Source organism: Nocardioides candidus, assembly GCF_041321175.1.
Lineage (GTDB): Bacteria > Actinomycetota > Actinomycetes > Propionibacteriales > Nocardioidaceae > Nocardioides.
The window spans coordinates 123,668-137,252 of sequence record NZ_JBGGWC010000002.1 but is presented as its reverse complement, the minus strand read 5'-3'; the positions used below and the strand labels follow the sequence as shown (position 1 = coordinate 137,252).

Here is a 13,585-nt window from a genome sequence, read left to right as displayed (position 1 = left end):
CTGACTTCAGGGACTGCCATGGACTTCGAGCTCGAGACCGATCCGGCCCTCGCTGCCGCCGTGCTGGAGGTCGAGCAGCACCACGCGGCCGCCGGCTGGGACCAGCCGGCGAAGCTCTACGCGCTGGTCGACACCGCCGAGCTGGTCGAGCGCGAGCCCGCCCTGGCCCGGATGCTCGGCCTCGACACGCCTCGTGAGCGCGGCTCGATCACGCCGATCGAGCAGGAGGAGCTGGCCGCCGACCAGGAGCTCGAGGCGTTCCTCCCCACCATCAGCTGGCCCGACGACGTCGTGGGGTGCGCTGCGGTGGTCGAGCGGCTCGTGCTGCCGCCGGCGGCCGACGGCCAGATCCCCGACGACCCGACCGCGGCGGCGGAGTTCGCCAGCGAGCACCCGGACCGCCAGGAGGTCCGGATCGTCGCGGGCGTGACCCGCCACGGGGCGTCGTACTGCGCCCTGCGCCTGCGGGCCCACGACGACGACCTGTCGGTGATGGGCGGTGCCGACCTGGTGCCGAGCCTGCTCGCGCTGCTGCGCGCCACCCTGGAGGACGAGGAGACACCGTGAGCGAGCTGTTCGACGACGAGCCCGGCGACATCGAGACGCGCCGCCGCGGCGGTCGCGCCCGCGCGCTGGTGATCACCGGGATCGTGCTGATCCTGGGCTTCTTCGCCCTCACCACCTTCGCCTCGGTCTACACCGACCGGCTCTGGTACCAGGAGGTCGGCTACAGCCAGGTGTTCAGCACCATGCTGTGGACCCGCGTCGGCCTCTTCGTCGTCTTCGGCCTGCTGATGGCCGCGACCGTGACGGTGAGCATGTACCTCGCCTACCGGTTCCGCCCACTCTTCCGGCTGCCCGGGGGCGACGGCAGCGTCGACCGCTACCGCGACGCCGTCACGCCGATCCGTGCATGGCTGCTCGCCGGCGTCGGGGTCGTGGTCGGCGTCTTCGCCGGCACGTCGGCGCTCGGTCACTGGCGCACCTACCTGCTGTGGCGGCACGGCAAGTCCTTCCACCAGACCGACGCGTACTTCCACAAGGACATCGGCTTCTACGTCTTCGACCTGCCCTGGTGGCACTTCCTCGTCGACTTCGTGATGGCCGCGACCGTCGTCGCGATCATCGCCACGGCCGTCGTCCACTACCTCTACGGCGGCATCCGGCTCCAGGTGCAGCACGACCGGCTGTCGGGCGCGGCCCAGGCACAGCTCTCCGTGCTGCTCGGCGTCTTCGTGCTGGCCAAGGGGGTCGACTACTACCTGGACCGGTTCGACCTGGTCACCAACGACAACAGCCTCTTCACCGGGATGAACTACACCGGGGAGAACGCGTTGCTGCCGGCGCGCAACATCCTGATGGGGGTCGCCGTCATCTGCGCGATCCTGTTCTTCCTCAACATCTGGCGCCGCACCTGGCAGCTGCCCTCGGTCGGGCTCGCGCTGCTCGTCCTCTCCGCCGTCCTGCTCGGCATGATCTGGCCCGCCATCGTGCAGAACTTCCAGGTCAACCCGACCGAGGCGGACAAGGAGGAGACCTACATCCAGAACAACATCGACGCGACCCGTTCGGCCTACGACATCTCCGACGACACCGTCGAGATCGACAAGTACGCCGGCGTCACCGACAAGACCGCCACCGCGACCCAGACGACCGCCGAGCGGAAGGCAGCGGCCGACCAGCTCTTCGCGCAGCTGAAGCAGGTGCCGGTCATCGACCCCAAGCAGGTGCACGCCACCTTCGACCAGCGCCAGCAGCTCTTCGCCTACTACTCGGTCGCCCCGGTGCTCGACGTCGACCGCTACCAGCTCAACGGCGAGGACGAGCCGCTCGTCCTCGGCGTGCGCGAGCTCGACCAGAGCGGCATCAACGCCGACGACAAGAACTGGTCGAACCTCCACACCGTCTACACCCATGGCGAGGGCGTCATCGCGGCCTACGCCAACGAGATCGCCACCGACGACACCGGCAGCAACGGGAAGGTCGTGTGGGCCGAGGGCCTGCAGAGCGACAACGCGTTGTCGGAGGCCGACGGCGGGTTCGAGCAGCGGATCTACTACGGCGAGCAGAGCCCGTCGTACTCCATCGTCGGCAAGGCCAGTGCCGACGACCCCAACGTCGAGCTCGGGCTCACGCTGCCCAGCGACGCGACGTCGGAGGACGAGGCCTCGGAGGACAAGACGACCTACGACGGCAAGGGCGGTGTCGAGATCGGCAGCACCTTCCGCCAGCTGATGTACGCGGTGAAGTTCGGCGAGCCCAACTTCCTGCTGTCCGGCCGAGTCAACAGCGACTCCAAGGTGCTCTACAACCGCGACCCGCAGACCCGCGTCGAGCAGGTCGCCCCCTGGCTGACCGTCGACGGGGATCCCTATCCCGCCGTGATCGACGGGCGGATCCAGTGGATCCTCGACGGCTACACGACCACCGACCGCTACCCCAACTCGCAGCGCGCGTCGTTCGAGTCGATGATCGACGACTCGCTGCAGGAGAACACCGGACTGCAGACGGTGCCGACCGACGAGATCAACTACATGCGGTCGGCGGTCAAGGCGACGGTCGACGCCTACGACGGCACCGTGACGCTCTACGCCTGGGACGAGGACGACCCGATCCTGCAGACGTGGGAGGACGTCTTCCCGGGCTCGGTGAAGCCGAGGTCGGCGATCTCGCCGGACCTGATGGCGCACCTGCGCTACCCCGAGGACCTGTTCAAGGTGCAGCGCTACCAGCTGGCGAAGTACCACGTCACCGACGCGAGCGACTTCTACCAGGGCAGCCTGCGGTGGGAGGTCGCGAAGGACCCGAACCTCACCAACAGCTTCCAGCCGCCGTACCGGGTGTTCACGCCGGCGGTCAACGGCTCCGGTAGCGAGTGGTCCCTGACCTCGGTCTTCACCCCGCGCGGCAAGGACACGGTGGCGTCGTTCGCCTCGGTCAACTCCGATGCCACCGACACCGAGGGGTTCGGCAAGATCCACCTGCTCGAGCTCGACGACCCCAACGCTCCGGCGCCCGGTCAGGTCGCCAACTCGATGAGCGCCGACGAGGACGTCCGCACGCAGCTGCTGAAGTACTCCAACTCGGGCCAGACGCCACCGATCTACGGCAACCTCCTCACGCTCCCGGTCAACGACGGCCTGATCTACATCGAGCCCGTCTACGCCGTCCGGACGCTCGGCGACTCCAGCTATCCGATCATCCAGTTCGTCATCGTCAGCTACAACGGCAACGTCGGGATCGGCGAGAACCTCGCCCTGGCCCTGTCGGACTCGTTGGGCGTCAGCAAGGGGACGACCACGCCGCCGGACGGCAACACCGACAACCCGGACGGCGACAACACCGACAACCCCGACGGCAACGACAACCCGGACGGCGACGGTGGGACGGTCAAGCAGCAGATCGCCGAGGAGCTCGACGCCGCCGACCGCTTCTTCACGCAGGCTGACGAGGCGAAGGCGGCCGGCAACATCGCGAAGTGGGCGCGCCTGATCGACAAGGCCCAGGAACACTTCGAGGCCGCGCTCGCGTTGATGGACGACCCGGGAGCACCGGGTCAGAAGCCGACCGCGACGCCGTGATGCGCGGCGCGCCCCTGCGATTTGGTGCGGTCTCACCCCATGCCGTAACGTTGGGTTCACCGACGCGGGGTGGAGCAGCTCGGTAGCTCGCTGGGCTCATAACCCAGAGGTCGCAGGTTCAAATCCTGCCCCCGCTACAAACAGGTGGCCACAGAAGGTGGCGTGATCACCTACAGAAGCCCGGCACCGAGACTCCTCGGGGCCGGGCTTCTGACGTTCTCCGGTCCGGACCGTGCTGCGGCGGCCCGGACCGGGCTGGATCGTGCCGGACTGGGCATGACGAAGGCCCTCACGGTGTCGTCGTGAGGGCCTGGTGGATCTGTCCGGGCAGGCTTGCGCTGCGGACTGTGCAGGTGTGGGGTGTCCGGCGGTCCGGACTCGGGAGCGGTGTTGCGCGGCCGGCTACGGCGCGCGAGCTGCTGCGGGTTCCTTCTTGACGCGGTGCTTGGCGGGCAGCAGCTGCACGAGGGTGTGGGTGCGCCGCCGGGTGCGCCGTTTCCGCGCGCCGGTGATGGCGTCGTTGAGCTTGCGGACCCGCGCGAGCTCGGCGCGCCACCGTTTGCCGGCGCGCAGGTTGGTGATGGCGGCCGCGAACACGGTGAGCAGCCCGACCTTCGCGCGGCCGCGGACCCGCACCGTCATGTGCGCGAGCGCGGAGAACGTCGGGTTCTTGATGATGCCGTTCATGCCTTCCACGCGAGGCCGGCGGCGGATGTAGGAGTCATACCAGGCCTTGGAGCCCCATTCCAGGTCCATCGACCGCGCGGTCACGTCCGGCGGTACGGTCAGCGACGTCTGGGTGCACACGTCGGGGCGCGGTTCGATCGGCGGGATGAACACCTCGAGCAGGCCGCGGCCGCCGACCAGGTCGAGGGTGTCGCGCACCGGGCAGGCCAGGGTGGCTCCGCGGCGCTGCGCGGGGCAGCCGAACCGGCCGTAGCCGTCGGTGTCCGCGCGGCCGTTGGTTTTCAGCCTGAACCCGGCGCGGAGCTGGGCGTCGCGGAAGTAGCGCTGCCACTCCTCCCAGGCCGCGAACGGTGAGGGGGCGGCGTTGGTGACCAGGTCGGGGTAGTTGGTGATGCCCGGGGAGTAGAGGTTGCCGAACGCGACGATGGCGCCGCGGTGGGTGCCGGTCACGCCGCGTCGGTTCTGGTGGAGGTCGAACACGAGGCGGCGGCCCATCGCGCGGAGCGGGTGGTGGTAGTCGCTGGGGACGGCTTCGGTGTAGCCGCGGTCCGCGACGGTGTCGCCGGCCGGCAGCCCGGCCTGGTCGGGGACGAGTCCGGCGTCGACGTCAGCAGCCTCGGCTTGGGCGCGGGGGCCGTCGGTCATGCGGCGGGTGAGGTCGACGGCGGTCGCGGCGGCGGGTGCGGTGGACGCGGTCAGTGCGAGGCCGAGGATGAGGTGCGGGGTGGGTTCGGGGAGGGTGACCCGCACGTCGCGGTCTTCTTCGAGGGCGGCGAGGAGGTCTTCTTCGTGCGCGAGTCGTCCGGCGACGTCGCTCTCCGAGCCGATGGTGACGGCGAGGTGGGCGGCGTAGGCGTGGCGGAGGTTCTGCTTGTGGACGATGGTGGCGGCGTCGGGGTCGGCGACGCGTCGGCTGGCTTTGCGCAGGCGTTTGAGGCGGCTGGCGTCGATGTCGGGGTCTTCGCCGAAGTCGGGGATGCCGAGCGCTTTCGCGAGTTCGGAGTCGTCAGCGAGCAGGGATGCGAGGTCGCGGGCTCGGCCGGCGGCCACGGCGCGGGCGGCGGCCTTGTTGATCTGTTTCTTCCGCAGCGTGTGTTCGGGGCGGGAGTTGGCGTCGATGAAGGTGGCGTCGACGGCGACGTGCCCGTTGGGTGTCCATTCCGGCGGGAGGCTGGCGCCGAGGAGCAGCTGGGTGAGGAGCTGGAGCCGTTCGTCGGCGACGGTGCGGGCGGCGTGGTCGAGGTGGCGGCCGTGGAAGTGGGGGCTGGCGTCGAGGAGCTTGGCGAGCTGGTCGTAGAGGTGTTCGACCTGGCGCAGCGTGAGGGTGTGTTCGCGGCCGCGGGTGTCGGTGGTGGTGATGCCGAGCCGTCGCCGGGCGGCGCCGGGGAGCGCGGTGAGGATGGTGTGGATGCGGTTGAGGTACAGGGCGGTGTTGCCGGCGGCGGTCAGTCCGATGCCGACGAGCAGGGTGCGTAGCGGAAGGGTGCGGGGCCGGCCGCCGGTCGGGAGCAGCGGGTCGAGGAGCGCGACGATGCCGGATGCGTCGATGAGGGTCTCGACTTCGCGGACCTGGGCGGGTGTGAACCTCAGCTGGGGTTCCAGCGGGGTCTCGATGCCGGTGGTGGTCATGACGCCACCCGCCCGCGCTGCTGGTCTACGCCGTCGTGTTCAACATCCTCATCGTGTTGCTGCTCATCATCGTGTTCGTGGTCTTGCTGGTCCTCGTCAGCGGCCGCTACTACTCCTGCTGCTCCTGCTACTGCTTCTGCTGCCACTGCTGCTGCGGGGTTGGCGGCCCCGGCGAGGAGCCGGCGGCCGGCTGTGGTGGCGGGCAGGTAGGGGAGGACGGCGGTGAGGGGTTCGGCGCTGGTCCAGCCGCCGGCCTCGAGGAGGTCGCGCAGCGGGATGCCGGCGGTGAGGTGCAGGCACAGCCAGGTCGCGGTGAGTCGGGTGGAGTTGAGGCGCACCAGGTGCGGGTCGCGGGTCGCGAGTCCTTCGGCGAGGTCACCCATCCTGGTGCGGCGCACGGTGCCGCCGCCGATGACCCAGCCGCCCGGGCCGGCGGCGGCGGCGGCGGCGACGACGGCGGGTGCGAACGCGGCGTGGACCGGCACGACGCGTCCGTCGAGGGTGACGACGACGACGCCGTCGGCGTCGGTGTGGATGTCGGAGCCGCGGAGGCGGGCTGCTGGTTCGCCGGTGATGCCGGCGCCGAGGCCCAGGCAGAGGGCGGCAGCGGTGTGGAGGCGGCGTTTGGTGGTGCGCAGCGAGGCTGCGGCTGCGAGCAGGGCGGTGACTTCGACGTCGCCGTAGGGGACGGCGCGGCCGCGGCCGCGCGGCCGGTCCGTTGGGGTGAACGCGGTTGGTTCGACGACGCGGACTTGGCCGCGGATGCTGCGCAGCACCTCAAGGGCGACGCGGCCTGCGGGTGTGTCGAGGCCTGCGGTGGTCACTGCGGCCAGGTCGATGGGCCGGTCGAGCAGCAGCGGTTCGGTCACGACCACCGTGCCGGTGACGATCGTGGTGCTGGTGCTGGTGCTGGTGGCGCTCGGCGGTGCAGCGTCGCGCAGCGCAGCGTCCTCCGGCCCAGGGTCGTGTCGGGTCGGGTCGGCGACAGCGGCCACCAGGGTGGTGAGGCGCCCGCGGATGGTGGCGGCCGACGCAGGGTTCACGTAGGTGAGGTAGGCGGCTGCGGTGGTGTCGCGGAAGACGAACTCCAAGCGCAGCGGGGTGCGCCGTGCGGCGGCGTGGGCGACCAGGCTCAACGCGTCGCCGAGCAGCGCGGCGGCCGCGGTGGGGGTCGGGGGTCGCGTGAGGGTGACGGCGGCACGCACCAGCGGTGCCCACGCGGCCCACTGCCGGCTGCTCAGGCTTCGTTCGGTCAGGTTCGGGGCCCAGGATGCGACCTTGGCTGCGACGGCCGGTGTGAGCTCGGCGTGTGCGGCGCGGACTCGGGCTCCGGTGGTGGCCTCGAGGGCCTCCAGGTCGCCGGCGAGGACCTGCTCCGGTGTGGGGCGGGTGGCGGGCGTCGGGGGAGTGTCAGCCATGCCCGCCTCCTCCCGGCCCGTCCGACCGCGCCTGGTGTGCGCTAGAACGCACAGGTGTCCCTCGATGGTGTGCACCAGAACGCACACGCGTCAAGGTGTGGCGCGGGTAGCTGGTCGGCCGGGTGCGGCATGCTGGGGGCATGAGGCCGGCCCAACACTCGCCGCGGACGTTCATCGAAGGCGCGTTCCTCGACGGTGAGGTGGCCGAGGACGCCCCGGCGGCTGCGTTCGCGGCGCGGGAGGTGGCGCGCCGGCTGGCGCAGGCGTTGGAGTCCTCGGGCCGCACCCGGGTAGAGGTTGCCGACGCGGCCGGGGTGTCGCGCTCAGCGATGTATGCGCTGCTGCGCGGGGACGTGTATCCGGACTTCGCCACCGTGGCGCAGCTGTCGGCCGAGCTCGACACGCCGCTGTGGCCGCGGGTGCGGCTGCACGGCAGGGGACTGCCGGACGCGACGGCGTAGCTCGGTTGGGTGGACACGCCGCCCGACGGTCCGTACGCCGTACAAGCCCGCAGGGATCCGCCGGCCGGCTGCTCCAGTTTTCCGCGTAGGGCCGCTCCAGTTTTCCGACTTGGCGTGGCTCTGGGTTCCCATAACTGCAGGTCAGACGGTGTCCAACAGGTTGTTGGACGAACTGGGCGGGGCGGGCGGAAGTTGCGCAACAGCCTGTTGCGCAACTGCCTGCCAGTGGTGTCCGCGGGGCGTCGTTCAGGGTGCGGGTGGCGGCGAGGTGGCGGGCAGCGTCGGGGGTGCCGCCGACGGGATGGCGATGACCTTGGTGCCCACGTCGTCGAGGACTGGGCGAGCGTCGCACGGGCGCCACAGAAACAGGGTTGCCCGAAGCCGACCAACGCGCACGGTCGCGATCGTTGAGGGTGCTCACCGTTTGCGGCTAGCTGGCGCTACGGGCGCCCTTGGCAACCAACGAGACCCTCTCTGCGGACGGGGTCCCGGAGGCCGGGCCCCGCCGAGGCGGACCGGCCTCACTGTTTTTGCGGCGGCCGAAGGTCATCTGTCGGAATGCAGGTGCCGGCGTTGGACGATCGGGGACTGAACCGTAAGAGGAGCGCCGGAGACTGCGCTCAGTGCAGTCTTGACGACGTGTCTTACGGCCGCGGACCTCGAGGCCGTTGCCGGTGGACAGGGCGGGGGCTTCCGGCGGGTGGGGGGCGGGTGCCTCCTGCCCTCGGGTGGCCTACACCGTGCCTCAAGCACTGATCGGCGTCCTCAGCGGCTCGCCGGTCCGCTAACGTGGCCTGAGCGATCAAAGCTGGCACCGGCTGGTCGGCGGGGCGTGTGAGCGTGACGACGCTCACGGGTTTCAGGCCCTGGTTGCGCTGGACTCCTGGGCTTGGACTGTCTATCCTCGAAGCAGCAAGGCTTCCGCTCCTTACCAGAGGTTCGTGAGCGAGGTTGGCCCCCGGTGTAGCTACGGCAGCCGGGGGTTGCTGTTTTTCAGGGCAGTTCGATGACTCGAGTCAGGTCTTCGATCTCGTTGAAGAGGTCTCCCCGCTGATGCAAAGCCTTCTGTCGGTAGGCGCTGCACACCAGGTCCGGGAGCCACAACAGGTGCTCGGACCCGGGGGAGGCGTGCACCATGTTCATGTCAGCGCCGATGGCCTGGTCCTCGATGAGCGCCTTGCGGACTGAGCGGTCCCAGTTGTTCTTGCGTGCCTCCCGCTGCTCTTCGGTGATGACCAGGCGGACCGGCGGGTGGACTCCCCCTTCGGGGGTGTGGAGGACCGTCAGCAGTCGGCGGAGGACTGCTTCGCGTGCCTGGAATCCTTCTTTGTCGTGGTCGGCCACGGCGACTTTGTCAACGACGATGCAGGTCTCGTCAGGGGTGCGGAAGGTCCGCAGGAGCTCGCGGGTGCGGGTGCGGCCGTCAGCAGCTTGAAGCACCTCTGTGGTGTGCCACCAGCCGTCGGGAACGAGGTTGTCGAGCTCGTTGCGCAGCGGGTCCAGGTCTGTCGGCAGGACGACGACCGCAGCCATCACGTAGAACCGACGTCGCCCGGCCTCCAGGGAGTAGGTCTCGTCCAGGTAGGCCACCGGACTGTTGGGGACGCGGTCGTAGTGCGACTTGAGCACGGAGCGCTGTCCGGGGCCGGCCGGGGGAGCCATGGTGCCCTCTCGGGTGGGGGAACGGTCGACTGATCTTCTCGCAACTGTCCGGCACCTGGGCCGGATCGCACAGGAGGTGCCTGCGAGTAGCGTCGACAGACGCGCGGCGTGGGAGAGGTGATCCTGGTGTCGGCGGCCCGCGCGGTAGGAGTACTGCCCATGGAGGACGTGTGCCACAAGCTGCCAACGTTGGCAGGATGATGACCGCGAGTGTTGCGCTCGGTGTGCTGGTAGGGGCCTTCTGGAGCCGCGCGACACCTACTGTCTACCGGCACTGTCTACTGTCTACCTGCCACTAGACAGTAGGGCTCGGGGGTCGACTGTCTCACGACGTCAGGTACAGCCGGGGGAGGGGTGTGGTGCCGACGTCGGTGACGAACCAGCAGTGGTCCTCGGGCGCGGTGAGCTCCAGCGGTTGGTCGGGGGCGTCAGTGGGCGCGACGTCGGAGGTCAGGCGCGCTCCGGGAGCTGTCACCGAGAGGCCTTGGCGGGCGTAGAAGCCGACGACGTCGGGAACGCACAGTCCGTAGAGGCTGCTCACGCCGACGGCTTGGGCGCGTTCGATGACTTCGTCGACCAGACGGCTGCCCAGCCCTTGGCCGCGGGTCACGGGGCTGACGGCGATCACGTTGAGGCACCACCACGGCACCGGGCAGCCGTAGTCGCGGTAGATGGCGGAGTCTGCCCAGCAGGTGCCGAGGAGGCTGCCTTGCTGGTCGACGGCGACGAGGAGGAGGTTGCTGTCCCAGTGCTCGCCGGACCCGAGCCGCCGCGACCAGGGCGTGGTGTTGACGAGCTTGAGCTCGGGGAGCGCTGTAGCCACCAGTGCCGACAGGTCCGGGAGGTCGGACGGGAGGGCTGGCCGGATGGTGACGGTGGGCATGGTTTCCAGGGTGTCGCACCGAGCGTCGTGGGCAGCCTCCCGCCGCGCCGCGGCCGGCCTGGTGTCGACGGAAGGCTCGACATCGACATATCGGGGACGCCGAGGTGGTTAGTGCGGGACCGACCGGGTTGGCGGGTCGTGTTCGTCAAGGTCAGACCCTTGTGTGGGAACCCGACAAAGAGAAAGACCAGGTCAGAGGCGGTTCCAGAGAAATCTGGAGCCGCCTCTACTGCGTTCTCGCGAATGCTCTGTAGGCAGTTTGTAGGCATTGCGTGCCACGAAAGTTTCGCTCGAATAGTGGTGGAACCTGGCGGACTGGACTGGACATACACGGATTCGCGCCTGCCTCAAGCTGTGATTCAGGGTTGTCCAGAAATAGGGCGACACCTGTATTACCCAGTGCCCTCCGTGGCGCTGACCAGTGCGCTGTTCTCCTTCGCGGCCGGGAGGCGGCGCATCCGGGGCGCTGCTGATGATCTACCTGCTCGCGAACTTGGGCTCGATCGTGCAGGTGATATTCATGATCGTGCGCGGCGGGGCGATCATCACACTGCTCGCCTTCGAAGGAGTGACCGCCGCGGGAACGGCGAGTGCGCAAGGCTGGCTGCGGTTCAAGCGGGTCGGGATGCTGATTGTGGGGTTCGTGCTCTACAAACCAGTCGCCGCGTTGGTCTACGGCGTCGGGATCAGACTGCTGTCGGACGGCGCGGACACCGACAGCAGATCTTCAACGCGATCTGCGGGCTGATAGTTATCCTGATGGCCGTCTTGGCGTTGCCGACCGTGATTAAGTTCGTCGCGCCTCCAGCAGCGATGGGCTCCTCCCCGGCGTTCTCCGCGGCGCAGCGGTCGGGATGCTGGCCACCGGGGCGACGATGGTCGCCCTGGCGGGCACCGGTGGCGGGTCTGCGGCTGCCTCCTACGGCGCGTCGGGAACGGTCGGGCGGGCGAACCGCCCGGAGGACCTGATGGCCGCGGGGCAAGGGGGTTGGGTGGCGGCAACGGCGTACCGGGCGCAGGACACCACCACTGCTAGCGGGGCTGCCCATACACGCCGCAGCCGATGGATGACCGAAACGAGCCGGGTGCTCGCCGACGTCGAGTCCAAGCTCGGCCGACCCTTTCCCCTCGCCGCCGACCTGGTCAGCGCGAGAGAGCGACTCGACCAGGTCAACGCCGAGCTCGCAGGGCAAGCCCAGCCCGTGACCGCACCGGTGCAGCCGGCGTCGGCCGAGGCGCCCTGATCTGAGTTGAGTCCGGCGGCGACGGCTGCCCTGGAAGCCGCCGGGCACGGCCGCGTCACGATGGCGGCCGGCCTCGCCCAAGCTGGCCCTCCCGGGGGACCGCCGCCGGCGGCGCCTCGGCGGGGCAGGCGGATGGCGCAGCAGTGAAGCATCAGCACGACCCCGGCCGCGCCCGGCGACAGTAAGGAAGGCGCCTCTGTGACCTATGGAAACTGTTCGGTGCCCGAGCACGACAAAACCGGATGCGCTGATCGCGCGGTGCCGATGATCGACCGAATCTGCTCTTGCGGGTGCGGGCGCAGCGGCGTCGATCCCGCGCCGTATTGGACGGCGATGGGTGCCTGTGGAAAGCCGGTGACCATCGGCGACGCAGTCAGCGACGATGAGAGGACGAACCACCTGCCCGGGAAGGAGCGCCGGCCACATGAGTGAGAACTGCAACCGCGAAGTCGCGGCGGGGGAGCGGTGCGGACTGCCGCGGGACCATGACGTCACCGGTTTCCCGCAAGCCGAGTGCGCACACGAACGCGATGCCCTCCCAGTAGGAGCCACCTGGACCCAGGCGAGGGTGAGGTCAGTCGCCGAGCGAGCTAAAGTAGAACGCCAAGACGGTCCCGACCAGCGTCTTACGACCGGGGAGTACATGATCGCGAAGGCCTGGAAGTCTTCCCTTCGGCGATCCAGGAACAGCCACCCGAGGCAGCCGGTGAGAACCTGGCAGCCGAGGATGGCCAGGAGTCACCTATACCCACCGCCAATAGTCTATATATACAATACTCGAACTGGTGAGCGGTTACACGGCTCAATGTGCCCGGGCTAAGGATCACACGCAAGGCATGTCTCCGACACTTCTGTCAGAGTGAGCCGATACTTGGCTCCGAAGCCGTAGGCGCGGTCTACGCGCCGCCCGTCGGAGGCTGGAGTGAGGTGTAGTGCTGCGATGCCGTAACCGAAGATGCGTGCGGCAGCCCGAGCCACCCGATCAGAATCGCGAGTAGGACAAGGAGTACGCGCCTCATGGTTGCTCCGTCACTGCGAACACTTCGCAGGTGCAGAGCAGCTCGCAGTCCTCGCTCCACAGGACGAGCTCAATCTTCCACTTCCCTTCGACGGACCTGCTGGCATGCACTTCGGTGACCTCGGCGTATGCCCACGGTTCCGGGATCGAGTTGGTGAACCGGAGATCGGACACTCCGGAGCAGGCCAGGCGGTAGGTGGTTCGCTCGCCCCGGTTAACAACTTCGATTTCGAGCGTTAGGTCGTGAGTAACCGGGTCGAAGCCGACGCATTTGAGTTGACCGCCCCACAAGGCGTCTGTGGTCGTCATCAGCCAGCTCCCTGGATTCGCTGGACGGTCGACAGGATGTCGTCGAAGGACGATTCGCCAATGTCAATGTGAGTGAGCGCCGCGTCGGTCGATGCCTCGCCCGTGACGGTGTAGGTCGCCTTCCCTGGGACGCTCGCTCGGTTGTAATTCGTGCGCTCGCCACCACGCTCCATGACGCGGACAGTGATCCCTCGGCTGCCATTGGGGATCTCGACTGTGAAGCCGTTCTTGCTCGTCTTGAGGACTCCGCCAGTGGCGCTGGCGACCTCATCCGCAAGGGAACTCGGTGACAGCAGCTTGGAACCCGCGTTTGCGGCAACGCGCGCGGTCGGAACGACGCGCGTGTCGCTGGCAGAATCGCCAGATGCCGTCCAGGTCGTACCGCTGCCGCTGTCAGTCTCGACGGACCGCACGGGGTGGTCGTAGGCGATGTAGGTCGAGGCCCAGCTCGACTGCGGGTGCGCGGAAGCGCCGCGCGACGAATTAGCGACGGCGGGTGGCAGTACGGCGGAGTCATCGGTGATGCGAGGTGGACCGCGCGCCGGCAGGTCGGCGACCACCGGCGTCGGCGTTGCGGTGCTGTCGTAGACGTAGGTCGGGACCTGCCCGACCGCTTGCTGTATCGCCGTCGTTGCTGGCGCGACCAGCCCGAACAGAGCGACCAGCGCCGCAGCGATGGACACGACGAGACGC

General features: G+C 68.9%; 11 protein-coding genes and 1 tRNA gene. 6 read left to right on the top strand and 6 right to left on the bottom strand.

What is annotated here, in order from left to right; all coding sequences use genetic code 11:
* The first annotated feature begins 18 nt into the window (after positions 1-18).
* The 3 genes from ACAX67_RS10445 to ACAX67_RS10435 all read left to right on the top strand — a co-directional run bounded on the left by ACAX67_RS10445 (position 19) and on the right by ACAX67_RS10435 (position 3,718).
* Positions 19-567: a PPA1309 family protein gene (locus tag ACAX67_RS10445; RefSeq protein WP_370703784.1), complete on the top strand. Its 549-nt coding sequence runs from the start codon at positions 19-21 to the stop codon at positions 565-567.
* A complete protein-coding gene (locus ACAX67_RS10440) occupies positions 564-3,581 on the top strand; it encodes a UPF0182 family membrane protein (protein WP_370703783.1) in 3,018 nt (1,005 codons plus the stop codon). Before ACAX67_RS10445 ends, ACAX67_RS10440 begins: the two co-directional genes overlap by 4 nt.
* A gap of 63 nt (positions 3,582-3,644) precedes the next feature.
* Positions 3,645-3,718, top strand: a tRNA-Met gene (locus tag ACAX67_RS10435).
* 265 nt (positions 3,719-3,983) lie between these two features.
* Here the strand turns inward: ACAX67_RS10435 and ACAX67_RS10430 are convergent.
* Both ACAX67_RS10430 and ACAX67_RS10425 read right to left on the bottom strand, forming a co-directional pair.
* Positions 3,984-5,897: a hypothetical protein gene (locus ACAX67_RS10430; RefSeq protein ID WP_370703782.1), complete on the bottom strand. Its 1,914-nt coding sequence runs from the start codon at positions 5,895-5,897 to the stop codon at positions 3,984-3,986.
* Entirely contained in the window at positions 5,894-7,315 is a 1,422-nt protein-coding gene (locus ACAX67_RS10425) for a hypothetical protein (protein ID WP_370703781.1), read from the bottom strand. Before ACAX67_RS10425 ends, ACAX67_RS10430 begins: the two co-directional genes overlap by 4 nt.
* Positions 7,316-7,455: 140 nt before the next feature.
* Between ACAX67_RS10425 and ACAX67_RS10420 the strand changes: the two genes are divergently transcribed.
* Positions 7,456-7,776: a helix-turn-helix domain-containing protein gene (locus tag ACAX67_RS10420; RefSeq protein ID WP_370703780.1), complete on the top strand. Its 321-nt coding sequence runs from the start codon at positions 7,456-7,458 to the stop codon at positions 7,774-7,776.
* Between the two features lie 993 nt (positions 7,777-8,769).
* On the opposite strand, the gene ACAX67_RS10415 is transcribed toward ACAX67_RS10420, so the two are convergent.
* Together ACAX67_RS10415 and ACAX67_RS10410 are read right to left on the bottom strand one after the other, a co-directional pair.
* A complete protein-coding gene (locus ACAX67_RS10415; protein WP_370703779.1) occupies positions 8,770-9,366 on the bottom strand; it encodes a hypothetical protein in 597 nt (198 codons plus the stop codon).
* Positions 9,367-9,763: 397 nt separating this feature from the next.
* Positions 9,764-10,321, bottom strand: coding sequence for a GNAT family N-acetyltransferase (locus ACAX67_RS10410; protein ID WP_370703778.1), 558 nt, complete (start codon positions 10,319-10,321; stop codon positions 9,764-9,766).
* Between the two features lie 472 nt (positions 10,322-10,793).
* Between ACAX67_RS10410 and ACAX67_RS10405 the strand changes: the two genes are divergently transcribed.
* A complete protein-coding gene (locus ACAX67_RS10405) occupies positions 10,794-11,069 on the top strand; it encodes a hypothetical protein (RefSeq protein WP_370703777.1) in 276 nt (91 codons plus the stop codon).
* A gap of 319 nt (positions 11,070-11,388) precedes the next feature.
* On the top strand, positions 11,389-11,565 hold the full coding sequence (locus tag ACAX67_RS10400; RefSeq protein WP_370703776.1) for a hypothetical protein: 177 nt from the start codon (positions 11,389-11,391) through the stop codon (positions 11,563-11,565).
* A gap of 1,015 nt (positions 11,566-12,580) precedes the next feature.
* Here ACAX67_RS10400 and ACAX67_RS10395 read toward each other — a convergent pair.
* Entirely contained in the window at positions 12,581-12,892 is a 312-nt protein-coding gene (locus tag ACAX67_RS10395) for a hypothetical protein (protein WP_370703775.1), read from the bottom strand.
* Complete coding sequence (locus ACAX67_RS10390) at positions 12,892-13,575, bottom strand: hypothetical protein (RefSeq protein WP_370703774.1); 684 nt, start codon at positions 13,573-13,575, stop codon at positions 12,892-12,894. Before ACAX67_RS10390 ends, ACAX67_RS10395 begins: the two co-directional genes overlap by 1 nt.
* Positions 13,576-13,585: the final 10 nt, after the last annotated feature.

Bases quoted from the DNA above. Each gene is read 5' to 3' on its own strand.
- ACAX67_RS10425 (WP_370703781.1), bottom strand. From the start codon at position 7,315: ATGGCTGACACTCCCCCGACGCCCGCCACCCGCCCCACACCGGAGCAG.
- ACAX67_RS10410 (WP_370703778.1), bottom strand. From the start codon at position 10,321: ATGCCCACCGTCACCATCCGGCCAGCCCTCCCGTCCGACCTCCCGGAC.
- ACAX67_RS10405 (WP_370703777.1), top strand. From the start codon at position 10,794: ATGATCTACCTGCTCGCGAACTTGGGCTCGATCGTGCAGGTGATATTC.
- ACAX67_RS10395 (WP_370703775.1), bottom strand. From the start codon at position 12,892: ATGACGACCACAGACGCCTTGTGGGGCGGTCAACTCAAATGCGTCGGC.
- ACAX67_RS10400 (WP_370703776.1), top strand. From the start codon at position 11,389: ATGACCGAAACGAGCCGGGTGCTCGCCGACGTCGAGTCCAAGCTCGGC.
- ACAX67_RS10430 (WP_370703782.1), bottom strand. From the start codon at position 5,897: ATGACCACCACCGGCATCGAGACCCCGCTGGAACCCCAGCTGAGGTTC.
- ACAX67_RS10420 (WP_370703780.1), top strand. From the start codon at position 7,456: ATGAGGCCGGCCCAACACTCGCCGCGGACGTTCATCGAAGGCGCGTTC.
- ACAX67_RS10445 (WP_370703784.1), top strand. From the start codon at position 19: ATGGACTTCGAGCTCGAGACCGATCCGGCCCTCGCTGCCGCCGTGCTG.